The organism is Massilia timonae (assembly GCF_001866515.1).
GTDB lineage: Bacteria > Pseudomonadota > Gammaproteobacteria > Burkholderiales > Burkholderiaceae_D > Telluria > Telluria timonae.
Window position 1 is genome coordinate 1,401,208 of sequence record NZ_JRYB01000001.1, and the last position, 18,440, is coordinate 1,419,647.

22 protein-coding genes are annotated in these 18,440 nt (G+C 66.7%); 5 read left to right on the forward strand and 17 right to left on the reverse strand.

The features are described from left to right. Nucleotides 1-3: 3 nt before the first annotated feature. The 13 genes from gspD to gpmA all read right to left on the reverse strand — a co-directional run bounded on the left by gspD (nt 4) and on the right by gpmA (nt 12,613). Nucleotides 4-2,418, reverse strand: coding sequence for a type II secretion system secretin GspD (gspD, locus tag LO55_RS06105; RefSeq protein WP_071360812.1), 2,415 nt, complete (start codon nt 2,416-2,418; stop codon nt 4-6). Continuing rightward, the gene (gspN, locus tag LO55_RS06110) at nt 2,418-3,191 is read right to left on the reverse strand and encodes a type II secretion system protein N (protein WP_005663739.1); all 774 of its coding nucleotides are present in this window, start codon (nt 3,189-3,191) and stop codon (nt 2,418-2,420) included. Before gspN ends, gspD begins: the two co-directional genes overlap by 1 nt. Next, complete coding sequence (locus LO55_RS06115) at nt 3,188-3,706, reverse strand: type II secretion system protein M (RefSeq protein WP_071360813.1); 519 nt, start codon at nt 3,704-3,706, stop codon at nt 3,188-3,190. The genes gspN and LO55_RS06115 overlap by 4 nt, the downstream gene beginning before the upstream one ends. After that, on the reverse strand, nt 3,703-4,950 hold the full coding sequence (gene gspL / locus LO55_RS06120; RefSeq protein ID WP_040774936.1) for a type II secretion system protein GspL: 1,248 nt from the start codon (nt 4,948-4,950) through the stop codon (nt 3,703-3,705). The genes LO55_RS06115 and gspL overlap by 4 nt, the downstream gene beginning before the upstream one ends. Nucleotides 4,951-4,966: 16 nt before the next feature. Beyond that, nucleotides 4,967-5,950 (reverse strand): type II secretion system minor pseudopilin GspK, encoded by a 984-nt coding sequence (gspK, locus tag LO55_RS06125; protein ID WP_071360814.1) that lies wholly within the window; start codon nt 5,948-5,950, stop codon nt 4,967-4,969. Further along, nucleotides 5,950-6,612, reverse strand: coding sequence for a PulJ/GspJ family protein (locus LO55_RS06130; protein WP_071360815.1), 663 nt, complete (start codon nt 6,610-6,612; stop codon nt 5,950-5,952). The genes gspK and LO55_RS06130 overlap by 1 nt, the downstream gene beginning before the upstream one ends. Next, nucleotides 6,609-6,992, reverse strand: coding sequence for a type II secretion system minor pseudopilin GspI (gene gspI / locus LO55_RS06135; protein WP_143054463.1), 384 nt, complete (start codon nt 6,990-6,992; stop codon nt 6,609-6,611). Before gspI ends, LO55_RS06130 begins: the two co-directional genes overlap by 4 nt. 11 nt (nt 6,993-7,003) lie before the next feature. Next, nucleotides 7,004-7,483 (reverse strand): GspH/FimT family pseudopilin, encoded by a 480-nt coding sequence (locus tag LO55_RS06140; RefSeq protein ID WP_005663746.1) that lies wholly within the window; start codon nt 7,481-7,483, stop codon nt 7,004-7,006. A 12-nt stretch (nt 7,484-7,495) separates the two neighbouring features. After that, nucleotides 7,496-7,933 (reverse strand): type II secretion system major pseudopilin GspG, encoded by a 438-nt coding sequence (gspG, locus tag LO55_RS06145; RefSeq protein WP_005663747.1) that lies wholly within the window; start codon nt 7,931-7,933, stop codon nt 7,496-7,498. A 205-nt stretch (nt 7,934-8,138) separates the two neighbouring features. Next, complete coding sequence (locus tag LO55_RS06150; protein ID WP_071360816.1) at nt 8,139-8,888, reverse strand: HesA/MoeB/ThiF family protein; 750 nt, start codon at nt 8,886-8,888, stop codon at nt 8,139-8,141. Between the two features lie 15 nt (nt 8,889-8,903). Continuing rightward, nucleotides 8,904-10,376, reverse strand: a complete 1,473-nt coding sequence (locus LO55_RS06155) for a S41 family peptidase (RefSeq protein ID WP_071360817.1) — start codon at nt 10,374-10,376, stop codon at nt 8,904-8,906. A 17-nt stretch (nt 10,377-10,393) separates the two neighbouring features. Next, nucleotides 10,394-11,824: a murein hydrolase activator EnvC family protein gene (locus LO55_RS06160; protein WP_071360818.1), complete on the reverse strand. Its 1,431-nt coding sequence runs from the start codon at nt 11,822-11,824 to the stop codon at nt 10,394-10,396. 42 nt (nt 11,825-11,866) lie between these two features. Continuing rightward, nucleotides 11,867-12,613, reverse strand: coding sequence for a 2,3-diphosphoglycerate-dependent phosphoglycerate mutase (gene gpmA, locus LO55_RS06165; protein WP_071360819.1), 747 nt, complete (start codon nt 12,611-12,613; stop codon nt 11,867-11,869). A 91-nt stretch (nt 12,614-12,704) separates the two neighbouring features. On the opposite strand from gpmA, the gene LO55_RS06170 reads away from it, so the two are divergent. The 5 genes from LO55_RS06170 (at nt 12,705) to LO55_RS06190 (ending at nt 15,635) form a co-directional block, all read left to right on the forward strand. Then, nucleotides 12,705-13,106, forward strand: a complete 402-nt coding sequence (locus tag LO55_RS06170) for a rhodanese-like domain-containing protein (RefSeq protein WP_071360820.1) — start codon at nt 12,705-12,707, stop codon at nt 13,104-13,106. Between the two features lie 47 nt (nt 13,107-13,153). Further along, nucleotides 13,154-13,417, forward strand: a complete 264-nt coding sequence (grxC, locus tag LO55_RS06175) for a glutaredoxin 3 (RefSeq protein WP_005663754.1) — start codon at nt 13,154-13,156, stop codon at nt 13,415-13,417. Nucleotides 13,418-13,587: 170 nt separating this feature from the next. Beyond that, nucleotides 13,588-14,049, forward strand: coding sequence for a protein-export chaperone SecB (gene secB, locus LO55_RS06180; RefSeq protein ID WP_005663756.1), 462 nt, complete (start codon nt 13,588-13,590; stop codon nt 14,047-14,049). A gap of 122 nt (nt 14,050-14,171) precedes the next feature. Further along, a complete protein-coding gene (locus tag LO55_RS06185) occupies nt 14,172-14,585 on the forward strand; it encodes an SH3 domain-containing protein (RefSeq protein WP_083415191.1) in 414 nt (137 codons plus the stop codon). Nucleotides 14,586-14,603: 18 nt separating this feature from the next. Next, on the forward strand, nt 14,604-15,635 hold the full coding sequence (locus LO55_RS06190; protein ID WP_071360822.1) for an NAD(P)H-dependent glycerol-3-phosphate dehydrogenase: 1,032 nt from the start codon (nt 14,604-14,606) through the stop codon (nt 15,633-15,635). A 47-nt stretch (nt 15,636-15,682) separates the two neighbouring features. Here the strand turns inward: LO55_RS06190 and LO55_RS06195 are convergent, their stop codons facing one another. Genes LO55_RS06195 through mscL form a run of 4 tightly spaced genes read right to left on the reverse strand, consistent with a single transcriptional unit; the run spans nt 15,683 to nt 18,412 of the window. After that, nucleotides 15,683-16,060 (reverse strand): cupin domain-containing protein, encoded by a 378-nt coding sequence (locus tag LO55_RS06195; protein ID WP_005663760.1) that lies wholly within the window; start codon nt 16,058-16,060, stop codon nt 15,683-15,685. Nucleotides 16,061-16,071: 11 nt separating this feature from the next. After that, nucleotides 16,072-16,770 (reverse strand): DUF2461 domain-containing protein, encoded by a 699-nt coding sequence (locus tag LO55_RS06200; protein ID WP_071360823.1) that lies wholly within the window; start codon nt 16,768-16,770, stop codon nt 16,072-16,074. 26 nt (nt 16,771-16,796) lie between these two features. Further along, nucleotides 16,797-17,942, reverse strand: a complete 1,146-nt coding sequence (locus tag LO55_RS06205; RefSeq protein WP_040775530.1) for a Do family serine endopeptidase — start codon at nt 17,940-17,942, stop codon at nt 16,797-16,799. Nucleotides 17,943-17,992: 50 nt separating this feature from the next. Continuing rightward, the gene (mscL, locus tag LO55_RS06210) at nt 17,993-18,412 is read right to left on the reverse strand and encodes a large conductance mechanosensitive channel protein MscL (RefSeq protein WP_005663765.1); all 420 of its coding nucleotides are present in this window, start codon (nt 18,410-18,412) and stop codon (nt 17,993-17,995) included. Nucleotides 18,413-18,440 lie beyond the last annotated feature (28 nt).

The window sequence follows — 18,440 nt, forward strand, 5'->3', positions numbered from 1 at the left end:
GATTTAATTTCCGTTCGGTTGCTGCACCGGACGGGTTGGCGCGTTTGGCACTGCCGCGCCGGGCATGACCGCGCCCGATCCAGATTCAGACACGCCCGCCCCCGGCGCGGTTCCCGGCACGGTTCCCTGATGGCGCGACGCCGCGCCATCGTTGGATGCGCCCGGCGCCGCGTTCGGCGCCGGCTGGCGCTGGACCGGCACGGTCGCCATGCCGCCGCCGACCGGCGGCTGGCCGTTCACCAGCGGCGGCAGTTGCGGCGCGCCAAGGTCGCGCAGCAGCGCCGACGATTCGGGTTGGGCGGCGGCGCCGGCCGCGCGCATGTAGTCGTAGCGGTCCATCGCGATCGAATTCGAGGCTTCCTTGCTGCGCACCACGACCGGCCGCAGGAACACCATCAGGTTGGTCTTCACGCGGCTGCGGGTGCGGTACTTGAACAGGTTGCCGATCACCGGGATGTCGCCCAGGCCGCGCACTTTCTCTTCGCCATCGCCTTCGCTGTCCTCGATCAGGCCGCCGAGCACGATGATCTGGCCGTCGTCGGCCAGCACATTGCTCTCGATCGCGCGCACGTTCGTGGTCAGGCCGGATTCGGCGTTGCGGGTCGACGCATCCACGCTCGAGTTCTCGTGGTAGATCGCCATCTTGATGGTACCGCCTTCCGAGATCTGCGGCCGCACGCGCAGCAGCAGGCCCACGTCTTGCCGGTCGACGGTCTGGAACGGGTTGCCGCCGCCGGTGGTGCTGTTGGTGGCGAACGAACCGGTGATGATCGGCACGTTCTGGCCGACCTTGATCACTGCGAGCTCATTGTCCAGGGTGAGCATGTTCGGCGTCGACAGGATGTTGGCGTTGCCGTCGTTTTCCAGCGCACGCGCCACCGCGCCCAGCCCCAGTTCGCCGCCGACTTGGCGGAACAGGCCGAAGGTCAGGCCGGTCGGCAGGCCCGTCAGGCCGCTGGTGCCGTTGGTGGCGCTCGTGCCCTGGGCCGCCGCCAGCGCCAGGTTGACGATGCTGTTGTTCGAGCCGCCGCCGTTGAAGTTCTGCAGGCCGCCGAACCGGTATTTGCTGTCGGAGTCGCCGGTGGCGCCGACCCATTGCACGCCGAACTCGGATGCCTTGTTGGAGGACACTTCGACCACCAGCGCCTCGATATAGACCTGGGCCCGGCGCACGTCGAGCTGGTCGATCACCGAGCGCAGGTTGCGGTACACCGCATCCGGCGCGGTGATGATCAGGCTGTTGGTCGAAGCGTCGGCCTGGATGAATCCCGAACCCTGGCCGCCGCCCTGGGCTCCTTGCTGCCCCTGCTGGGTGGCGCTGTTGCCAGTACCACCAATGCCGGTACTGCCCTGCAGGCCCTGTTGGCCGCCGAGGCCGCCCTGCCCGCCCAATCCGCCCTGGCCTGCCTGGCTGCCGATGCCGGACTGGATCGAGCTGCCCTGGGTGCCCTGCTGCACCTGCAGGGCCGAGGTGTCTTGCGACACCACCGCGCGCAGGGTCTGGGCCACGCGCGTGGCTTCCGCGTTCTTGAGATAGACCACGTGGATATTGCCCTTGCTCGAGCTCTCTTGATCCAGGCGGGCGATCAGGCTCTTGGCCAGGTTGGCGCGCGCCTGCGACGGCGCGCGGATCACGACCGAGTTGGTGCGCGGGTCGGCCAGCACCGTGACCCGGCCCGAATCGCCGCCGGCGGCCGGTTCCATCAGGCGCGTCACGAGCTGGGCGATGTCGCTGGCGATCGCGTTGCGGATCGGGATGACATCGAGGTCGGCCGCCACCGGCGCGTCGAGCGCGGCGATGATGCGCGCCAGGCGGCGCAGGTTGTCGGCGTAGTCGGTGATGACCAGCGTATTGTTGCCCGGGTTCGCCATGATGGAGTTATTGGGCGAAATCAGCGGACGCAGCACGGCGGTGAGGTTGGCGGCCGACTCGTAGGACAGATAAAACACCTGGGTCGCGATCTGGTCGCCGGTGGCCTTGCTGGAGCGCACGCCGCCGACCTGGGTCGGCGAGGACTGCAGCTTGGCCTCGGCCTCGGGCACCACCTTGGCGTAGCCGTCGCCGCTGGTGACCACCGCGAAGCCCTGCAGGCGCAGGGTCGAGGTGAGCAGGCCGAAGGCTTCGGTCTTGCTCAGCGATTTTTCGGACACCAGGGTGAGCGTGCCCTTGACCCGCGGGTCGATGATGAAGGTCATGCCGGTGTAGTGACCGATGGCCTTGATCACCGACTCGATGTCGGCATTGACGAAGCTCAAAGCGGCGGCGTTCGCGCTGTCCTGCGCCAGCGCGGGCAGCGGCAGCGCGACCATCGTGGCGGCGCAGCACAGCATGGCGCCGGCCGCAAGGCGGCGCAAGGCCGGCAGCTGCATGGCCGAAAAGTCGAGGTGCGCGAAGGTGGAGCGGTCTGTTTTCTTCATTATCTGAACTCGAGTGCGATTACGTTTTTGCCGTTCACCATCCGGCGCTGGCCCAGCAGGTTCAACATGGTCCCGAGCTGGTCCTCATAGCCGTCGGCGGCGCTGGCCTGGCCCGAAAAGCGCAGGCGTCCATTTTGCAGTACACCTGAGCCCGACAGCAGCAAAGCGCCGCGCACGGTGCGCAGGGTCAAATCGGCCTGCGGTCCACGCCAGTCCATGATCATTTCATAACTGCCAAGCGGCTTGATGGGCGACATGCGCGCCCCCATATCGCTCATCGACAGGACGGTGCGCCCCTGCACCGTCACGGTGTTCTGCTGGCGCAGCAGGTCCAGCGCGTTCCAGGACAGCCGGATGCGGCCGCTCGGCGCCAGCGTATTGAGCGGCGCACCCAGGCCCGACAAGCCCTCGGCCGGCAGCAGCAGCTCGCCGGCATTGACCTGCCAGCGCGACCAGCTGCCTTCGATCCGCACCGGGTTGGCCAGCGCCTGGGGATTTTCCAGGCTCATGCTGACCTGGCCCAGCACCACCAGCGGCGACAAGGTCCAGGAAAAACGGCCCGGCAACAAGGGCGTGACCGACCCGCCCGGTCCCGGCGCCCCGCCGATAAAGGCTGAGCCGCGCCAAAGCGTACCCTGCGCATCCCCCAGCGTCAATCGACCGCCGGTCTGGCGCTCGACTATCGGGCCGAGCCAGGCCGCCGGCAGGAAAGCCAGCACCGTCGCCACTACCGCCAGGATGACCAGCAGGCCCCACGTCAGCGCCCGCCTCATGAAGCCGGATCGCTGCGCTGGCGCAGCGTGAGCGTGGCGTCGACCTGGCCCAGCGCGGTCTGGGCGCTGAATTGGGCGTCCTGCACCATCAGGCGGCTCTCGCGCCGCTGGGCGTCGAGCCAGGCCATCAGGTTGGCAAAGGAAACATTGTTGAGCTGAACCTTGGTGAACTCGCCGCTGACCGACAGCGAGGCCGGCTTGAGGCCGCGCCCCGCCATGCTGGCGGTGAGCGACTCGTTCGTGACTGGCGTGACGGCGGGCGCCGGCTCGCTGGCGGCGGCCCGGGCTTCGCCGGCAAGCGCCTCGAGCTGGGCCGCCTGCTGGCGCAGTTCGGGCAAGGAACGGCGCAATTGTTCGCGCCCTTCGAGCGCGGGCTCGAGCAGGACGAGATAGAACAGCGCCAGCGCGGCGACGGCGCCGCCGACCAGCAGGAACTTGCGCTCCTGCTCGGTGCGCGCGATCCAGTAGGCGGTGGCGCGTTCGCGCAGCCCGCTGATTTTGCCGGCGAAATTCATTGCGTAACTCCAGGTTGCGAGGCGCCAGTGCTGCGGATCAACCAGGTGTTGGCGTCGGGCGCTTCCAGGCTGAGGTGGCGTGCCGCCAGGGCCGGGCGCAGCTGGTCTGCGGCGCCGGGATTGGCAGACTCGGGTTTGACGCGCACCGTGAGGGCGCGTTCGCGAAACTCCATTGACGCAATCGCAGGCGGCGCGCCGAGGCCGCCGATGGCTTCGCCGAAGGCAGCCGCCATCCAGGTGAATTCGTCGCCGCCCACCTCGCCGCTGCCGGCCCTGGCGCGCGCGATATTCTGCTGCATCTGCGCCACCGGGTCGATCGCCGGCTGGCCCGGATACACCGAGCGGAACGTCTGGCTCATCTGCTGGCGCACGGCGTCGGCCTCGCGCTTCAGCCCCAGCCACTCGACGTTCAGGCCGATGACGTTGACCACCAGCGCCGCCAGGGCGAGCCGGATCGGCCAGCGCCAGCGGCGCCAGTCGCGCCGGGCCACGCCGGCCGTGCCCAGGCCGGGCACCAGGTCGAGCGCGGGGCCGACGGCGCCGCCGTTGTTGCTGCCGCGGGCGCCGGCGATCCAGTGCGCCCAGTTGTCGCTCTCGAGGGTGACGCCGGGGCCGGCCTCGGCCAGCAGCGCCTGGTACTCGCCCAGTTGCTCGTGCTCGACATACAGCACCAGCGGCGCATCGCCCGCCAGCGCGCGGGCCGTCTGCAAGGCCACCACCGGGGCGCCGTCGAGCGCCAGGCCGAGGCCTTCGTACTGGCTCTGGCGCAGGATCAGTTCGCCCTTGCCGAAGGCGGCGCTCACGCTGCCTGGATGCAGGGGCAGGCACAATTGTTCGGGCACGGCCACCACCGCGCGCGCGCCCATTTCCAGCAACTTGCGCACCAGCGGCTCGAGCCAGGCCTGCTGCACCACGGCCACCGGACGGCGGCCGTCGGCCATGGCCGGGCCGGCCACCAGCACGCAATCGAGCGGGTCGCCCAGGATATATTCTTCGACCAGGGCCGGCAGCGCCGCGCGCAGGCGCGCGCCGGCCAGCGGCGGCGCCTGCACCGCCAGCAGGGTGACGTCGCTGGCGGCCAGGATCAGCACCACGCGCCGGCTGGCTGCGACCACGTCGCCCAGGTTGCGCAGCGCGCCTTCGCCCTGCTGTCCGATGGCGCCGTTGTCGCCGACCATCGCGAACCGGCACAAGGCGCCTTCGCCTTCGCTCCTGGCCGGATGCCGAATATAAAGAGTAGTCAAACCGTCTCGCTTTCTTCTAGTTCTGGCGGGTCCAGATCACGGTCACACCATTGGCGGGACCAAGGTTGGCCAGGCTGCCTTTCTGCACCAGCGACTCCGCGTCCAGCGCCGCGCGGTCGAGGCGGATGCGGCTCTGCACCAGGAAGTAATTGCTGGTGATGCTGATCTTTGGCTGTTCCACCGCTTCATCCCTGCATTGCACTTCGCTCAAAAACTGCTGGACGTCGTTCCACGGCACCCGCTTGCGCTGCTCGACCAGGGCATTGGCCTGGGAGGTCGAACAGCCAGCCAGGACCGCCGCCAGCACCTCGGCCGGCGCCGTGTTCACGTTCACCGTCGTTCCTTGCGCCGGCAGCACGATCACAAACGGACGCAAGGCCTCGACCGTCTCGGGCTTGACGCCCTGCACCGCCAGCAGGTCGTCCACCCGCATGAGCGGCATCGGGTTGCCCTTGCGCGGCGTCTGCGCAGTGTTATTGTTGCCCGCCGCGTCCGGATCCACCGTCAGCGCCTGGCCGGCGGCGACGAAATCGGCGATCGGCCGCGCCAGCCGCGGCTCTTGCCGCAGATTGGTCAGCAGGCGGCCGAGCACCTCGGTCTCGATCGGTTCGCGCTTGCCGCCCGTTGCCAGGTTGTTCAGATTGTATCGCGCCGTCGCGTCGTATACCTGACCCGACAGGGATGCATTGAAATTTTCTCCCTGCACCCGCTCGCGTTCGATGTACTGGTCGAGCCGGGTTTCGGCCAGCGGCGTGGCCCACACCTGCTCGAGCGAGATGCGCCCGCCGAAGGGCTGGCGCAGGATCACGCTGGCCCAGTCGAGGGCGCCGCGCTGGATCCACTTGGTCTGCAGCTGCAGGCGCTGGTTTTCCATCGAGCGCACCTGCACCTGCTGCTGCCAGAACAGGCTGGCGACGATCGAGATCGCCAGCGTGGTCAGGAGCAGTGCGGTGACCACGGCGACGCCGCGCTGGCGGCGCGGTAGGGGCACGGGCCGCATCAGGTGCCTCCCAGCAGGAAAGACTTGACCATCGGCTGGCCCAGGCCCTGCACGGTGAGCGCCACCTGCACGCCGGTGGGCTCGCGCGAGCGCGCCGGGCCCAGGCCCGGATCGACAGGCGGGGGTTCCTGCTCGCCATTGCCGCCGACCGCGGTCGGCTCATTACGCCAGGCATTGTTTTGCCAGCCCTGTACCTGCATGCCGGTCACGCCCACCTGCAGCACGACCGACGGCGCATTCTCGGCCGGCGCATCGGACGCGATCGCCTGCCACAGCTGGGCGATGTGATCGAGGTCGCGCGTGCCGGGCGACTCGCGCCGCATCAGCTGGCCGTTGACCACGCGGTAGCTGACCACCTGCAGGCGCGACGGCTCGTGTTCGACGAACACCTTGCGCACCAGGGTCAGGCGGTCGGCATCCCACAGCAAGGCCGGGCGGCCGCGCATGATGTCGTTGCCGGCCGCGTTCTCGCAATCGTTCTGCATCTGGGCGAAGGCCAGCTGCATGCCGCGCGTGATTTCCATTTCGTGCGTGAGCGCCACGCGCGCGCGCACGATGCCGTCCAGCCCGCGCCAGCCGAGCACGGCCACCATGGCCAGGATGCCGATCGCCACCAGGAGTTCGACCAGCGTGAAGCCTGCATGCCGCGACCTGGCGTTCATATCGGGGAAGGCCTCAGGACCAGTTGGATGAGTTTGACAATGCGGCGTCCCGGGTTGTCGGCGTCGAACACCGAGACTTCGATCCTGCGCAACAGTGGATTGGGGCTGGACAGCACTTCTTCTTCACATACCAGGTTCAGGTCGCCTTGCGGGCAGGGAAAGCTGCGCTTGCCGATCGCGGGAAACTCGCGGCCCAGGCGGATCTGCACCAGCCGGTTCTCGGCCGACCAGGTCGCCATCATCGAGGCGCGCAGGCCGGCGCTGTTGGACGTCAGGCTGCCCACCGCGCGCAGGCCGGCGGCCAGCGCGGTGCCGACGATGACCAGCGCCACCAGCACTTCGAGCAGGGTGAAGCCAAGGCTTCTGCGAAACGGCATCATGGTCCTCGGCATCATTCGACGGTAAAGTGGCCGACGCCATCGGCGCGGATCGCGACCGCGTTGGCGCCCGAGGCCAGGGTCAGCACGAAGGGACGGTCGACCGGCTCGCGTCCGAAGGTGATGCGCAGCATATCCGGGCCACCCGTTCCGGACGGCTCGAGCACGAGCCGCAGCGGCGGATTCTTGAAGCTGCGCTCGCGCAGCAGGTCGTCGCGCGTGACCGGTTCCCAGCCGGTGTCGCCGCGCACCATGAAGCGGTAGCGCTCGCCGTTGGCCTCGAATGCGACCAGGCGGTTGCGCACGATGGCTTCGTCGCGCGCCAGCTGCAGCAGCAGCGCGATGCGCCTGGCCTCGTTCTCGAGGTCCTGGCGCGGGCTCGGGATGGCGTTCAGCGTAGCCAGGCCCAGCGTGATGCCGATGATGACCATCACGACCAGCAGCTCCACCAGGGTGAAGCCGGAGGATGCGCCCCGCGCGCGCCAGGCCGGCATGGGAAAGATGTCTTAGTGCCAGGAACCGACGTCGGCGTCCTCGCCGTTGCCGCCCGGCTGGCCGTCGGCGCCGTAGGAGAACACGTCGATCTCGCCTTTCACGCCCGGCGACAGGTATTGGTAGGAGTTGCCCCACGGGTCCTTCGGCAGCTTCTCGATATAGCCGCCTTCTTTCCAGCCGTTGGCGGCCGGGCCGGAGGTCGGCTTGGCGATCAGGGCATTCAGGCCCTGCTCGGTGGTCGGATAGCGCTGGTTGTCGAGCTTGTACAGCTTGAGGGCCTGCATCATGGTGGCGATGTCGACCTTGGCGGCAGTGACGCGCGACTCGCCCGTGCGGCCCAGCAATTTAGGCACGACCAGGGCGCCGAGGATGCCGATGATGACCACGACGACCATGATCTCGACCAGGGTAAAGCCGCGGGCGCGACGTTGTGTACGTTGGAAATTCATATGCAGTGTGATTAGGCTGGTGAATCGGTAGAGCCGGGACAGTATACGGCCGAAATATGACAAGATAATACTGCGGATGAATCTGCGTACAATTACTGTGCGAACGATTACATCGCTACCGGCAGCGGGTGTGCAATTGTAAGCTACCTACGCTCGTCACGACACCTTGGATCCGCGCCGTTAAGCGTGTCCTCATCAAACCTGGCTAGCGCCTGGCGCACACCGGGCAGTCGGGATTGCGCGCCACCTTGACGCCAGTCCATTCCATGAATTTCCCGTCCAGCATGAGAAGGCGGCCGACCAAGGGCTCGCCGACGCCCGCGATCAGCTTCATCGCTTCGGCGGCCTGGACCGCGCCGACAATGCCGACCAGCGGGGCGAACACCCCCATGGTGCTGCACGCAACGTCCTCAAAACCACTGTCTTCTGGGAACAGGCAGGCATAGCACGGGGTGTCGGGCTGGCGCGGGTCGAACACGGACAGCTGGCCGTCGAAACGGATCGCCGCCCCCGACACCAGCGGCACGCCGGCAGCGACGCAGGCGCGGTTGACGGCGTGGCGGGTGGCGAAGTTGTCGCTGCAGTCGAGCACGACGGTGGCCGTGCGGGCCAGCGCCAGCAGGCGCTCGGGGCCGGCCCGTTCGTTCAGGGCGACGACCTCGATCTCGGGATTGATCGCCAGCAGGGCCGCGCGCCCGGAATCGACCTTGGGCTGGCCGATGCGTTCGGTCGTGTGCATGACCTGGCGCTGCAGGTTGGTGAGGTCGACCGTGTCGTCGTCGACCAGGGTGATGCGGCCGATGCCGCCAGATGCCAGGTACAGCGCCGCCGGCGAACCGAGGCCGCCGGCGCCGATCACCAGGGCATGGGCCTCGAGCAGGCGCTGCTGGCCTTCGATGCCGATATCGTCGAGCAGGATGTGGCGCGAGTAGCGCAGGAGCTGGTTGTCGTTCATGGGGTCACCCCGACATCATTTCTTCGGCGACGCCTTCAATTCGGGCAATTTATGCTCCGCCCCCGGCAACGGCGCCGGCGCGGGTTTGTCTTCGTCGGGCACGCCCTTGGCCAGTTGCACCGGCAAGCCCTTGAAGTGCTTGATCGCCTGCGCCAGCTGGAAATCGTCCTGGCCGCCGAACTCGATCGGCTTGCGGTCCTTCAGCAGCGCCAGCGCGCGCTGCTGCTGCGCCAGGCTGGGGTTCTGGTCCTTGGACGCCGCTTCTTTCTTCTCGCCTTCGGCCGCCAGGTGGCGCTGGAGGTCCGCTTCGCGCACGCGCAGGGCGTTCAGCAGGTCGCCTTCCGCGCTTTCGTCGACCCGCATATCGGGTTCGATGCCGGTGGCCTGGATCGGCCGCCCTTTCGGCGTGTAGTAGCGCGCCGTGGTCAGCTTGATCGCGGTGTCCTCCGACAGTTGCCGCAAGGTCTGCACCGAGCCCTTGCCGAAGGTGCGGCTACCCATCACGATCGCGCGCTGGTAATCCTGCAGCGCGCCGGCCACGATTTCGGAAGCCGATGCCGAGCCGCCATTGACCAGCACCACCATCGGCACCGATTTGAGGCCGGCCGGCAAGCCCGCCAGCGGGTCGCCGCGCTGGGCATAGAACTCGCGCCGGCCATAGAATTCCTGGTTCGAGTCCGCTATCTGGCCCTTGGTCGACACGATCACCTGGTCCGGCTGCGGCAGGAAGGCGGCCGAGACGCCGATCGCGCCCGGCAGCAGGCCGCCCGGGTCGTTGCGCAGGTCGAGCACCAGGCCCTTGATGTCGGGTTGTTCGGCGTACAGTCCCTTGGTTTTCTTGGCCAGCTCGTCCAGGGTGTTTTCCTGGAACTGGCTGATGCGCAGCCAGGCATAGCCGGGCTCGACCATCTTGGCCTTGACGCTGACCACCTTGATTTCCTGGCGCGCGATCGGCACCACCCAGGGCTTGTCTTCGCCGGGACGGGCGATGGTGAGCGTGACCTTGCTGCCGACCTTGCCGCGCATGCGCTTGATCGCCTCGTCGGACGACATATTGCGCACGGGGACATTGTCGATGCGGGTGATCAGGTCGCCCGGCTTGATGCCGGCCTTGAAGGCGGGCGTATCCTCGATCGGCGACACCACCTTGATGTAGCCGTCCTCGTTCGAGATCTCGACGCCGACGCCCACGAACTTGCCCTGCACCGCTTCGCGCATGTCGCGGAAGGCCTTGGGATCGAGGTAGACAGAATGCGGATCGAGCGAGGCGACCATGCCGCCGATCGCTTCCGACAGCAGCTTTTTATCTTCCACCGGCTCGACGTAGTCGGTCTTGATCAGGCCATACACGTCGGCCAGCTGGCGCAGCTCGTCGAGCGGCAAGGGCGCGCCGGCCTTTTGCGCATGGGCCGACAGCTGGAACGATGCCGCCACGCCGACCAGGACGCCCACGCCGACCAGCCCGAAATGCTTTGCTTTCATGCCCATGTTGACCCTTGTTGTACCTAGAACCGGACCCAGCCCGCCGGGTCGATGGCCTTGCCGCGATGCCTGAGCTCAAAGTATAGCCCCGATTCCTCGTTGCCACCGGTATTGCCGGCACTGGCCACCGCCTCGCCGGCGCGCACGCTGTCGCCGGGACGCTTGAGCAGCGACTGGTTATTGCCGTAGATCGACAGGTAGCCGTCGCCGTGGTCGATGATGATCAGGTTGCCGAAGCCGCGCATCCAATCGGCGTGCACCACCCGGCCCGGGGCCACGGCGCGCACCTCGGCGCCTTCCGCGGCCTTGATGAAATTGCCCTTCCAGGTCGGGCCGTCGCCGCGGCGTCCGCCGAAGCGGGCCACGACGCTGCCGTTGACCGGGCTGGCCATGCGGCCCTTGAGCGACGCGAACGAGCCGCTCGGCGCGGCCGGTCCCAGCATCGGCGGCGCCGGTTCGTTCGACCGGGTGTCTTCCTCGACCGGCTCCTCGGCCACGATCGGCGCTTCCTTGATCGGTTCGGGCATCGGCTTCGGCTTGGCGCCCGGCTTGGCGTTTTCGCGCGCGATGCGCTCGCGTTCGCGGTCGCGCTCGGCCTTCTCGGCCGCCGCCTTGGCGCGCGCCGCCGCCAGCGCCCTGGCCCGCGCTTCCGCGGCGGCCTTGGCCTTGGCGCGTTTCGCCGCCAGGGCGGCCTGGCGCTTGCGCTCGGCTTCTTCCTGCTCGCGGATCAGGCGCTCGAGGCGGGTGACCAGCCCCGACATGCGTTCTTCGTCGCGCTCCAGGCGGTCGGCCTGCTTGCGCTGGTCGGCCAGGCGGGTCGACAGGTTGTTGAGCAGCGCGGCGCGCTTGGCTTTTTCTTTTTCCAGCAGCGCCTTCTGGTCGAGCTGTTCCTGGGCGATTTCTTCCAGCTCTTGCTTGGCGTTCTCGACCTTGTCGCGGTTGGCCTCGACTTGCGCCAGGTTGCCGCGCAGCGAATCCAGCAGGCGCGCCTGGGCCTGGGAAACATAGGCCATCAGCTGCAGGTCGCGGCTGATGCGGTTCGGGTTGTCGCCGGACAGCAGCAGCTTGATCCGGTCTTCGTTGCCAGCCACATAGTGTTCGCGCAGCAGCCTGGCCAGCTGCTTTTGCTGGGCGGCGATGGTCTGGTTCAGCTGTTCCTGCTGCGCGGCCAGGTCTTGCAGGCGCGTGTTGGTAGCGCCCTGCTCTTCCTGCAGGTCGCGCAGCGCCCGGTTGGCGTTGGAAATGGCGGCCTCGGACTCGGCCAGCGTGTCGGCCGCGTCTTCCTTGGCGCTTTCGGTCTGGCTGATGTCGCGCTTGATCGCCTGCAGTTGTTGCTGGATGCCGGCGCGCTGCTTCTCGGCCGCCGCCTTCTGGCGGCTGCGCTCGGTCTGGCGCTGGGCCCAGGCATCCGTTGCGAACGCGCCGGACAGCGCGACCGCCAGCAGCGTACCCAAGAGTACGCTACCGGCTCCCTTCGTGAATGGCAAATGCAAGACTTACTTTGCCTTCCCTTGGTTGGCCACGGCCGCCATGGCGGCGGCGATCGCTTCCTGGTCGCCCAGGTAGTAGTGCTTGATCGGCTTGAGGTCGGCGTCCAGTTCATACACCAGCGGCTGGCCGTTGGGGATGTTCAGGCCGACGATGTCGGCGTCGCTGATATTGTCCAGCATCTTGATGATGGCGCGCAGGCTGTTGCCGTGGGCCGAGATCAGGATCTTCTTGCCGGCGCGGATGGCGGGGGCGATTTCGTCGTTCCAGGCCGGCATCACGCGCGCCACGGTGTCCTTCAGGCATTCGGTCAGCGGGATCTGCTCGTCGGTGAGCGTCGCATAGCGCGGGTCGCCGAACGAGGTGCGCTCGTCGTCCTTCTCGAGCGCCGGCGGCGGGGTGTCGTAGCTGCGGCGCCAGACCAGCACCTGCTCGTCGCCGAACTTGGCGGCGGTCTCGGCTTTATCGAGGCCCTGGAGGGCGCCGTAGTGGCGTTCGTTCAGGCGCCAGTCGTTCTTGACAGGCAGGTACATCATGTCCATCTCGTCCATCGCCAGCCACAGGGTGCGGATGGCGCGCTTGAGCACCGAGGTATAGGCCATGTCGAAGGTGAAGCCGGCTTCCTTGAGCACGCGGCCCGCGGTTTTCGCCTCGGCCACGCCTTTTTCGGTCAGGTCGACGTCGGTCCAGCCGGTGAAGCGGTTTTCCAGGTTCCAGGTGGATTCGCCATGGCGCATGAATACGATCTTGTACATTAGTCTCTTCTTCTCGAAAAAATTCTGGTTGAAGTCCGGTCCGGCATCTATTTTATAATGCCCCGATTCAGTTCAACCAATCGGAACCCTTGTGAATTTCTTACTCGATAATATCTTCGTTGTTGCGATCGCCGTGATTTCGGGTGTCGCCCTGCTGTGGCCGGCACTGACGCCGCGCGGAAAACGCGCGACGCCGCTGCAGGTGACGCAGATGATCAACCGCGGCAAGACCACCGTGGTCGACGTACGCAGCGCGGAAGAATTCGCGGCAGGCCACCTGCGCGACGCGAAACACATCCCGCTGGCAGACTTGGGCAATCGCATCGGCGAACTGGACAAGTCGAAGAACCGTACCGTCGTGGTGGTGTGCCAGAGCGGCGCCCGTGGCGACAAGGCCGCGCGCCAGTTGCAGGCGGCCGGCTTCGAAGACGTCCACAGCCTGGAAGGCGGTCTGACGGCCTGGACGGCTGCAGGCCTGCCGGTCACCAAGTAAAACCCGCCGGCCCCTGTTCCGGGCCGGCAGACATGAAAGGATTTAGCATGACAGCCCACGTCGTTCTCTACCACACCGCAGCCTGCCCTTATTGCGTGCGCGCCGAGCGCCTGCTCGAAGCCAAGGGCGTGCATGACATCGAACGCATCCGCGTCGACCTCGACCCGGAACAGCGCCAGATCATGATGCAGCGCACCGGCCGCCGCACCGTTCCGCAGATCTACGTTGGCGACACCCACGTCGGCGGTTTCGACGATTTGTATGCGCTGGACCAGGCCGGACGCCTGGACCCGATGCTCAAGGGCGAGTAAGCTAATTGGGCTGAACGCGGCGGTGGGCGGCAAAGCCGCTATTGCTTCCAAGTTGGTTTTGCTACAATTGTCGTCGCGTTTGACCCGAAGTCGGGCCCGGCCCCATAGCCGCGCTCGACCAAAGCACCCGGAGTAGCCTCCTGCTCCCCACTATTATTAGAAAGCGTTCCATGTCTGACGAAAACCTGCAACCAGTATTCCAAATCCAACGCGTCTACCTGAAAGACATGTCGCTGGAGCAACCGAATTCGCCATCGATCTTCCTGGAACAGGAAGCGCCGGCAATCGAAGTGTCGCTCGACGTCGGCGCCGAAAGCATCGCCGAAGGCATCTACGAGTCGACCGTGACGATCACCGTCACCGCCAAGGTCAAGGACAAGGTCGCGTTCCTGGTGGAAGGCAAGCAGGCTGGCATCTTCGAAGCCCGCAACATCCCTGCAGAGCAGATGGATCCGCTGCTGGGCATCGGCTGCCCGAACATCATCTACCCATACCTGCGCGCGAACATCGCCGACGTGATCAGCCGCGCCGGTTTCCCGCCAGTGCACCTGGCCGAGATCAACTTCGAAGCGTTCTACCAGCAGCGCGCCGCGGCCATGGCCGAAGCAGCTGCCGCCGCACCGGCAAACTAAGCATCATCTCGCGGATGCGGCCAAGGCCGCGTCCGCGCCAGCCTTCCGGCGTCGCGGTTCACCCACAATCCAGGCCCGCCATGCGCTTTCCCCGACCACTTGCAGCTGCTCCACTGTTGGCGATGACAGTGCTGGCCGCGCCGAGTGCTCACGCCTTCGATTTCAAGACGGTCGGCGCCGCCCCGGCGATCCTGTACGGAACGCCATCGGCCAAGGGCAACAAACTCTATCTGGCGCCGCCCGGCATGCCGCTCCAGGTCATGATCGCCTATGGCGACTGGGTCAAGGTGCGCGACATGAACGGCGACGTGGCCTGGACCCAAGCCAGGTCGCTGAGCGCGCAACGCAATGTGCTGGTACGCACGCCCGGCGGCCGGGTCCATTCCGGCCCGGACGAAACCTCGGCGGTCCTGATGACGGCCGACAAGGGCGTTTTACTTGAACTGGTCGATCCCCATGCCATCGTCTGGGCGCGCGTGCGCCATCGCGACGGCGTCATCGGCTATATCAAGGTCTCGGACATCTGGGGCCTGTAAATCCACTCCAGGAGTTCCATGCAACAGAACAAACCCACTACCAAGATCACCGTCCTCGGCGCCGGCGCCTGGGGCACCGCCGTCGCCATCGCGCTGGCCGCACGCCACGACGTGCTGCTGTGGGGCCGCAATCCGCAACAGATGGCGGATACCGACGCGGCGCGCGACAACCTGGCCTACCTGCCGGGCCACCCGCTGCCGCCAGCGTTGCGCGTGAGCGCCGACTTCGAGGCGGCGCTTGCCCACGTGGCGCCCGGCGCCGCGCAAGACGCGCCGCTGCTGATCCTGGCCTGCCCGGTGGCCGGCCTGCGTCCGCTACTGGAGCAATTGCGTGGCCGCCCGATCCCGAACGTCGTCTGGCTGTGCAAGGGCTTCGAAGCCGGCACCGGCCTGCTGCCGCACCAGGTGGTGGCGCAGGTGCTGGGCGACAGCGTCCCGGGCGCGGCGCTGTCCGGCCCTTCTTTCGCGCAAGAAGTCGCGCGCGGCCTGCCGTGCGCGCTGACCGTGGCATCGAGCTCGGCCGAGCTGCGCGAACGCGTGGTGGCCGCGGCCCATGGCGACAACCTGCGCGTCTACTCGCACGACGACCTGATCGGCGTGGAAGTGGGCGGGGCGGTCAAGAACGTGATGGCGATCGCCACCGGCGCCGCCGACGGCCTGGGACTGGGCCTGAACGCGCGCGCGGCGCTGATCACGCGCGGCCTGGCCGAGATCACCCGCCTGGGGCTGGCGCTCGGCGCGCAGCCGGGCACCTTCATGGGCCTGTCGGGGATGGGCGACCTGATCCTGACCTGCACCGGCGACCTGTCACGCAACCGGCGGGTCGGCCTGGCGCTGGCCGAGGGCAAGGCGCTCGATACGATCGTGGCGGAGCTGGGCCATGTGGCCGAGGGTGTTCCCTGCGCCAAGGCGGTGCGCGAACTGGCGCGCCGGATGGGGGTCGACATGCCGATTACCGAGGCGGTGGCCAGCGTGCTGTTCGACGGCGTGGATGCGGCGCAGATGGCGGCGCAGTTGCTGGCGCGGGATCCGCGGGTGGAACTGGCGTAACTGGTATCGCAGCCGTGGGTGGACGGCTTTGCCGTCCACGCGGTACCTCACTTCGGCGGCGCCCCGCTCGGGTCGTCGCTCGGGCCGCCCGAACGCTCCGGCCCCATCAGGATGGTCATCAAGGCCACCGCATCCTTCAGCGCGCGCACCGTGTGCGGCACGCTGCCCGCCAGATAAACCATCTCGTTCGGCTGCAGGGTGGTCGTCTTGTCGTGGGCGTCGATCGCGATCTCGCCCTCCAGGCAGACGATGGTCACTTCGCCATCGACCCGGTGCTCGGGAATCGGCCGTTCGACCGGCAACACCAGCCGGATCAGTTCCATGTGCTCGGTCTTGACCAGGGCCACCGAAGTGAAATGGGCGATATCGTCGTCGCCGCGTTGCAAAGCAATCTTTTCGCCGGATACTGCGTGATGCAAGGCCATGTCGCCCTCCTCTATGTGCTTGTCGCTTCCTCTTGCGGTTCCGGCACGCTGCGCAGCCAGCTGACCAGCGCATAGGCGTCCCGGAATCCTTGCGCCAACCGCGGCACCAGTTGATCCGGTGCGTTCAGGTCCAGTTTCACCTCGGTCCACACGAAGAAGCTTTTCAGTTTCAGGTAATCGACATGCGGATGATCGGGATCGAAGCCCTTGGGTGGACGCTGCAACTTGTCCTCTTCCAGCATGTCGTTATAGGTGGCGCGAAGATTCTTATTCTTCAATACTTTGGCGAAACCCGTCGCATCGTTGACCACGTGCTCGCGGATCGCCTTCAGGCGCGCCGGCGGCGGCAGGTACTCTCCGACGCCGAAGCCCAGGGTGCCGTCGCGCTCGAGTTGAAAATAATAGGTCGAGCCGCCGCCCGCGCTCGGGCGGCGCTTGTCGTGCGGGGTGATGCCGGCCGAGAAGCGGGTTTTATACGGCGTCTTGTCCTTCGAAAAGCGGGTGTCGCGGTGGATCCGGAACATCGCCTTCTTGGGATTGCAGGCCGCCACTTGCTTGTCGAACTTCGTCAGGGCCTTGATCAGCTCCGTGACCGTTTCTTCGAATTCGGTGCGCAGGATGTCGTAGCGCGGTTTATTCCAAAGAAACCACGGCCGGTTATTGTTTTCGCTCAGTTCGGTGAGAAATTGCGTCAGGTCGCGCAGATGCATGGTGGTTCAGGTGTCGATAGAAAAGTTCAGGGCGCCTGGCGCGGACGGCGGCCCACCGTCACGTCGACCGTGGCTTCGCGCCGCTTGCGCAGGATCGTCATTTGCGTCTTGGCGCCGGGCTCGAGCTGGGCGATCAGGTTCAGCATCTCGCTGGTGTCCGCGATCGGCTCGCCGGCCACGGCCACCAGGATATCGCCCGGCACGATGCCGGCGCGGTCGGCCGGCCCGCCGCGCACCACGCCGGCGATGATGGCGCCGCTGCGCTTGGCCAGGCCAAAACTGTCCGCCAGCTCGGGCGTGATGTCCTGCGATTCGATGCCGATCCAGCCACGCACCACGCTGCCGTGCTTGACGATCGAATCGAGCACGGTCTTGGCGGTCGACACGGGAATCGCGAAGCCGATCCCGACCGAGCCGCCAGTCTGCGAATAGATTGCCGCATTAATGCCCAGCAAATTGCCTTCGGTATCGACCAGGGCCCCGCCCGAGTTGCCAAAATTGATCGCGGCATCGGTCTGGATGAAATTCTCGAAGTGATTGATGTGCAGGTTGTTGCGTCCCAGGGCCGAGATGATGCCCAGGGTGACGGTCTGGCCGACGCCGAACGGGTTGCCGATCGCCAGCACCACGTCGCCCACGCGCGCCTGCTCGGGATCGCCCAGCACCATCACCGGCAGGTTGCGCTCGCTCACGCGGATCACGGCCAGGTCGGTCTCGGGATCGGTGCCGACCAGGCGCGCCGCGGCCTTGCGGCCGTCGGCCAGGCCGACCTCGATCGCGTCGGCGCCGTCGATCACGTGGAAATTGGTCAGGATATAACCGTCGCTGCTGACGATGACGCCGGAGCCAAGGCTGGCCAGCTGCTCGTCGGGCGGCGCGCGGTCGCCGAAGAAGCGGCGGAAGAACGGGTCGCGCAACAGCGGATGCGACTGGCGCGACGCCTTGCTCGTGTAGATATTGACCACGGCCGGCATCGCCTTGGCCGCGGCATTGCGGAAACTGCCGCCCGCCGCCCGCGGCGGCGCCTGCAGCATCGGCACCGGATTGCCCGGCGTGCCGACCGCGACCGTGTCTGGCCTGTCGAGCCATTCGGGCCGCATGGCGGCCACCACGAACCAGGCCGCCAGCGCAATCGTCACCGCTTGCGCGAACAGCAGCCAAAGGCGGCGCAAAAGCGGCCGCTTGGGCTGCGGACGCCGGATGTCGTGGACCAGATCGTCTTTCACTTTTTGAGGGAATCCCGGATTTCGCGCAGCAGGACGATGTCTTCCGGTGTCACTGGAGCAGCAGGTTTGGCCTCTTCGGCCGGGCCACGCAGGCGGTTAATCACACGCACCATCTGGAAGATGATGAAAGCCAGCAGGATAAAGTTCAGCAAAATGGTCAGGAAATTACCGTATGCCAACACAGCACCGGCCTTTTGCGCTTCTGCCAAGGGGAGGTGATAGCCCTGGTTATTGAGAGGAATATAATAGTTGGCGAAGTCGAGGCCACCGAGGACCGCGCCGATCGGCGGCATGACCACGTCCTTGACCAGCGAATCGGTGATGCGCGCAAACGCGCCGCCGATGATCACGCCGACGGCAAGGTCGATGACATTGCCGCGCATCGCAAACTTCTTGAACTCTTCCAGCATCGCCATTGGAACTTCTCCCATTGTTATTGATACA

Bases quoted from the DNA above. Each gene is read 5' to 3' on its own strand.
- gspD (WP_071360812.1), bottom strand. From the start codon at position 2,418: ATGAAGAAAACAGACCGCTCCACCTTCGCGCACCTCGACTTTTCGGCC.
- gspN (WP_005663739.1), bottom strand. From the start codon at position 3,191: ATGAGGCGGGCGCTGACGTGGGGCCTGCTGGTCATCCTGGCGGTAGTG.
- LO55_RS06115 (WP_071360813.1), bottom strand. From the start codon at position 3,706: ATGAATTTCGCCGGCAAAATCAGCGGGCTGCGCGAACGCGCCACCGCC.
- gspK (WP_071360814.1), bottom strand. From the start codon at position 5,950: ATGCGGCCCGTGCCCCTACCGCGCCGCCAGCGCGGCGTCGCCGTGGTC.
- LO55_RS06130 (WP_071360815.1), bottom strand. From the start codon at position 6,612: ATGAACGCCAGGTCGCGGCATGCAGGCTTCACGCTGGTCGAACTCCTG.
- gspI (WP_143054463.1), bottom strand. From the start codon at position 6,992: ATGATGCCGTTTCGCAGAAGCCTTGGCTTCACCCTGCTCGAAGTGCTG.
- LO55_RS06140 (WP_005663746.1), bottom strand. From the start codon at position 7,483: ATGCCGGCCTGGCGCGCGCGGGGCGCATCCTCCGGCTTCACCCTGGTG.
- gspG (WP_005663747.1), bottom strand. From the start codon at position 7,933: ATGAATTTCCAACGTACACAACGTCGCGCCCGCGGCTTTACCCTGGTC.
- LO55_RS06150 (WP_071360816.1), bottom strand. From the start codon at position 8,888: ATGAACGACAACCAGCTCCTGCGCTACTCGCGCCACATCCTGCTCGAC.
- LO55_RS06155 (WP_071360817.1), bottom strand. From the start codon at position 10,376: ATGGGCATGAAAGCAAAGCATTTCGGGCTGGTCGGCGTGGGCGTCCTG.
- gpmA (WP_071360819.1), bottom strand. From the start codon at position 12,613: ATGTACAAGATCGTATTCATGCGCCATGGCGAATCCACCTGGAACCTG.
- grxC (WP_005663754.1), top strand. From the start codon at position 13,154: ATGACAGCCCACGTCGTTCTCTACCACACCGCAGCCTGCCCTTATTGC.
- secB (WP_005663756.1), top strand. From the start codon at position 13,588: ATGTCTGACGAAAACCTGCAACCAGTATTCCAAATCCAACGCGTCTAC.
- LO55_RS06185 (WP_083415191.1), top strand. From the start codon at position 14,172: ATGACAGTGCTGGCCGCGCCGAGTGCTCACGCCTTCGATTTCAAGACG.
- LO55_RS06190 (WP_071360822.1), top strand. From the start codon at position 14,604: ATGCAACAGAACAAACCCACTACCAAGATCACCGTCCTCGGCGCCGGC.
- LO55_RS06195 (WP_005663760.1), bottom strand. From the start codon at position 16,060: ATGGCCTTGCATCACGCAGTATCCGGCGAAAAGATTGCTTTGCAACGC.
- LO55_RS06200 (WP_071360823.1), bottom strand. From the start codon at position 16,770: ATGCATCTGCGCGACCTGACGCAATTTCTCACCGAACTGAGCGAAAAC.
- mscL (WP_005663765.1), bottom strand. From the start codon at position 18,412: ATGGCGATGCTGGAAGAGTTCAAGAAGTTTGCGATGCGCGGCAATGTC.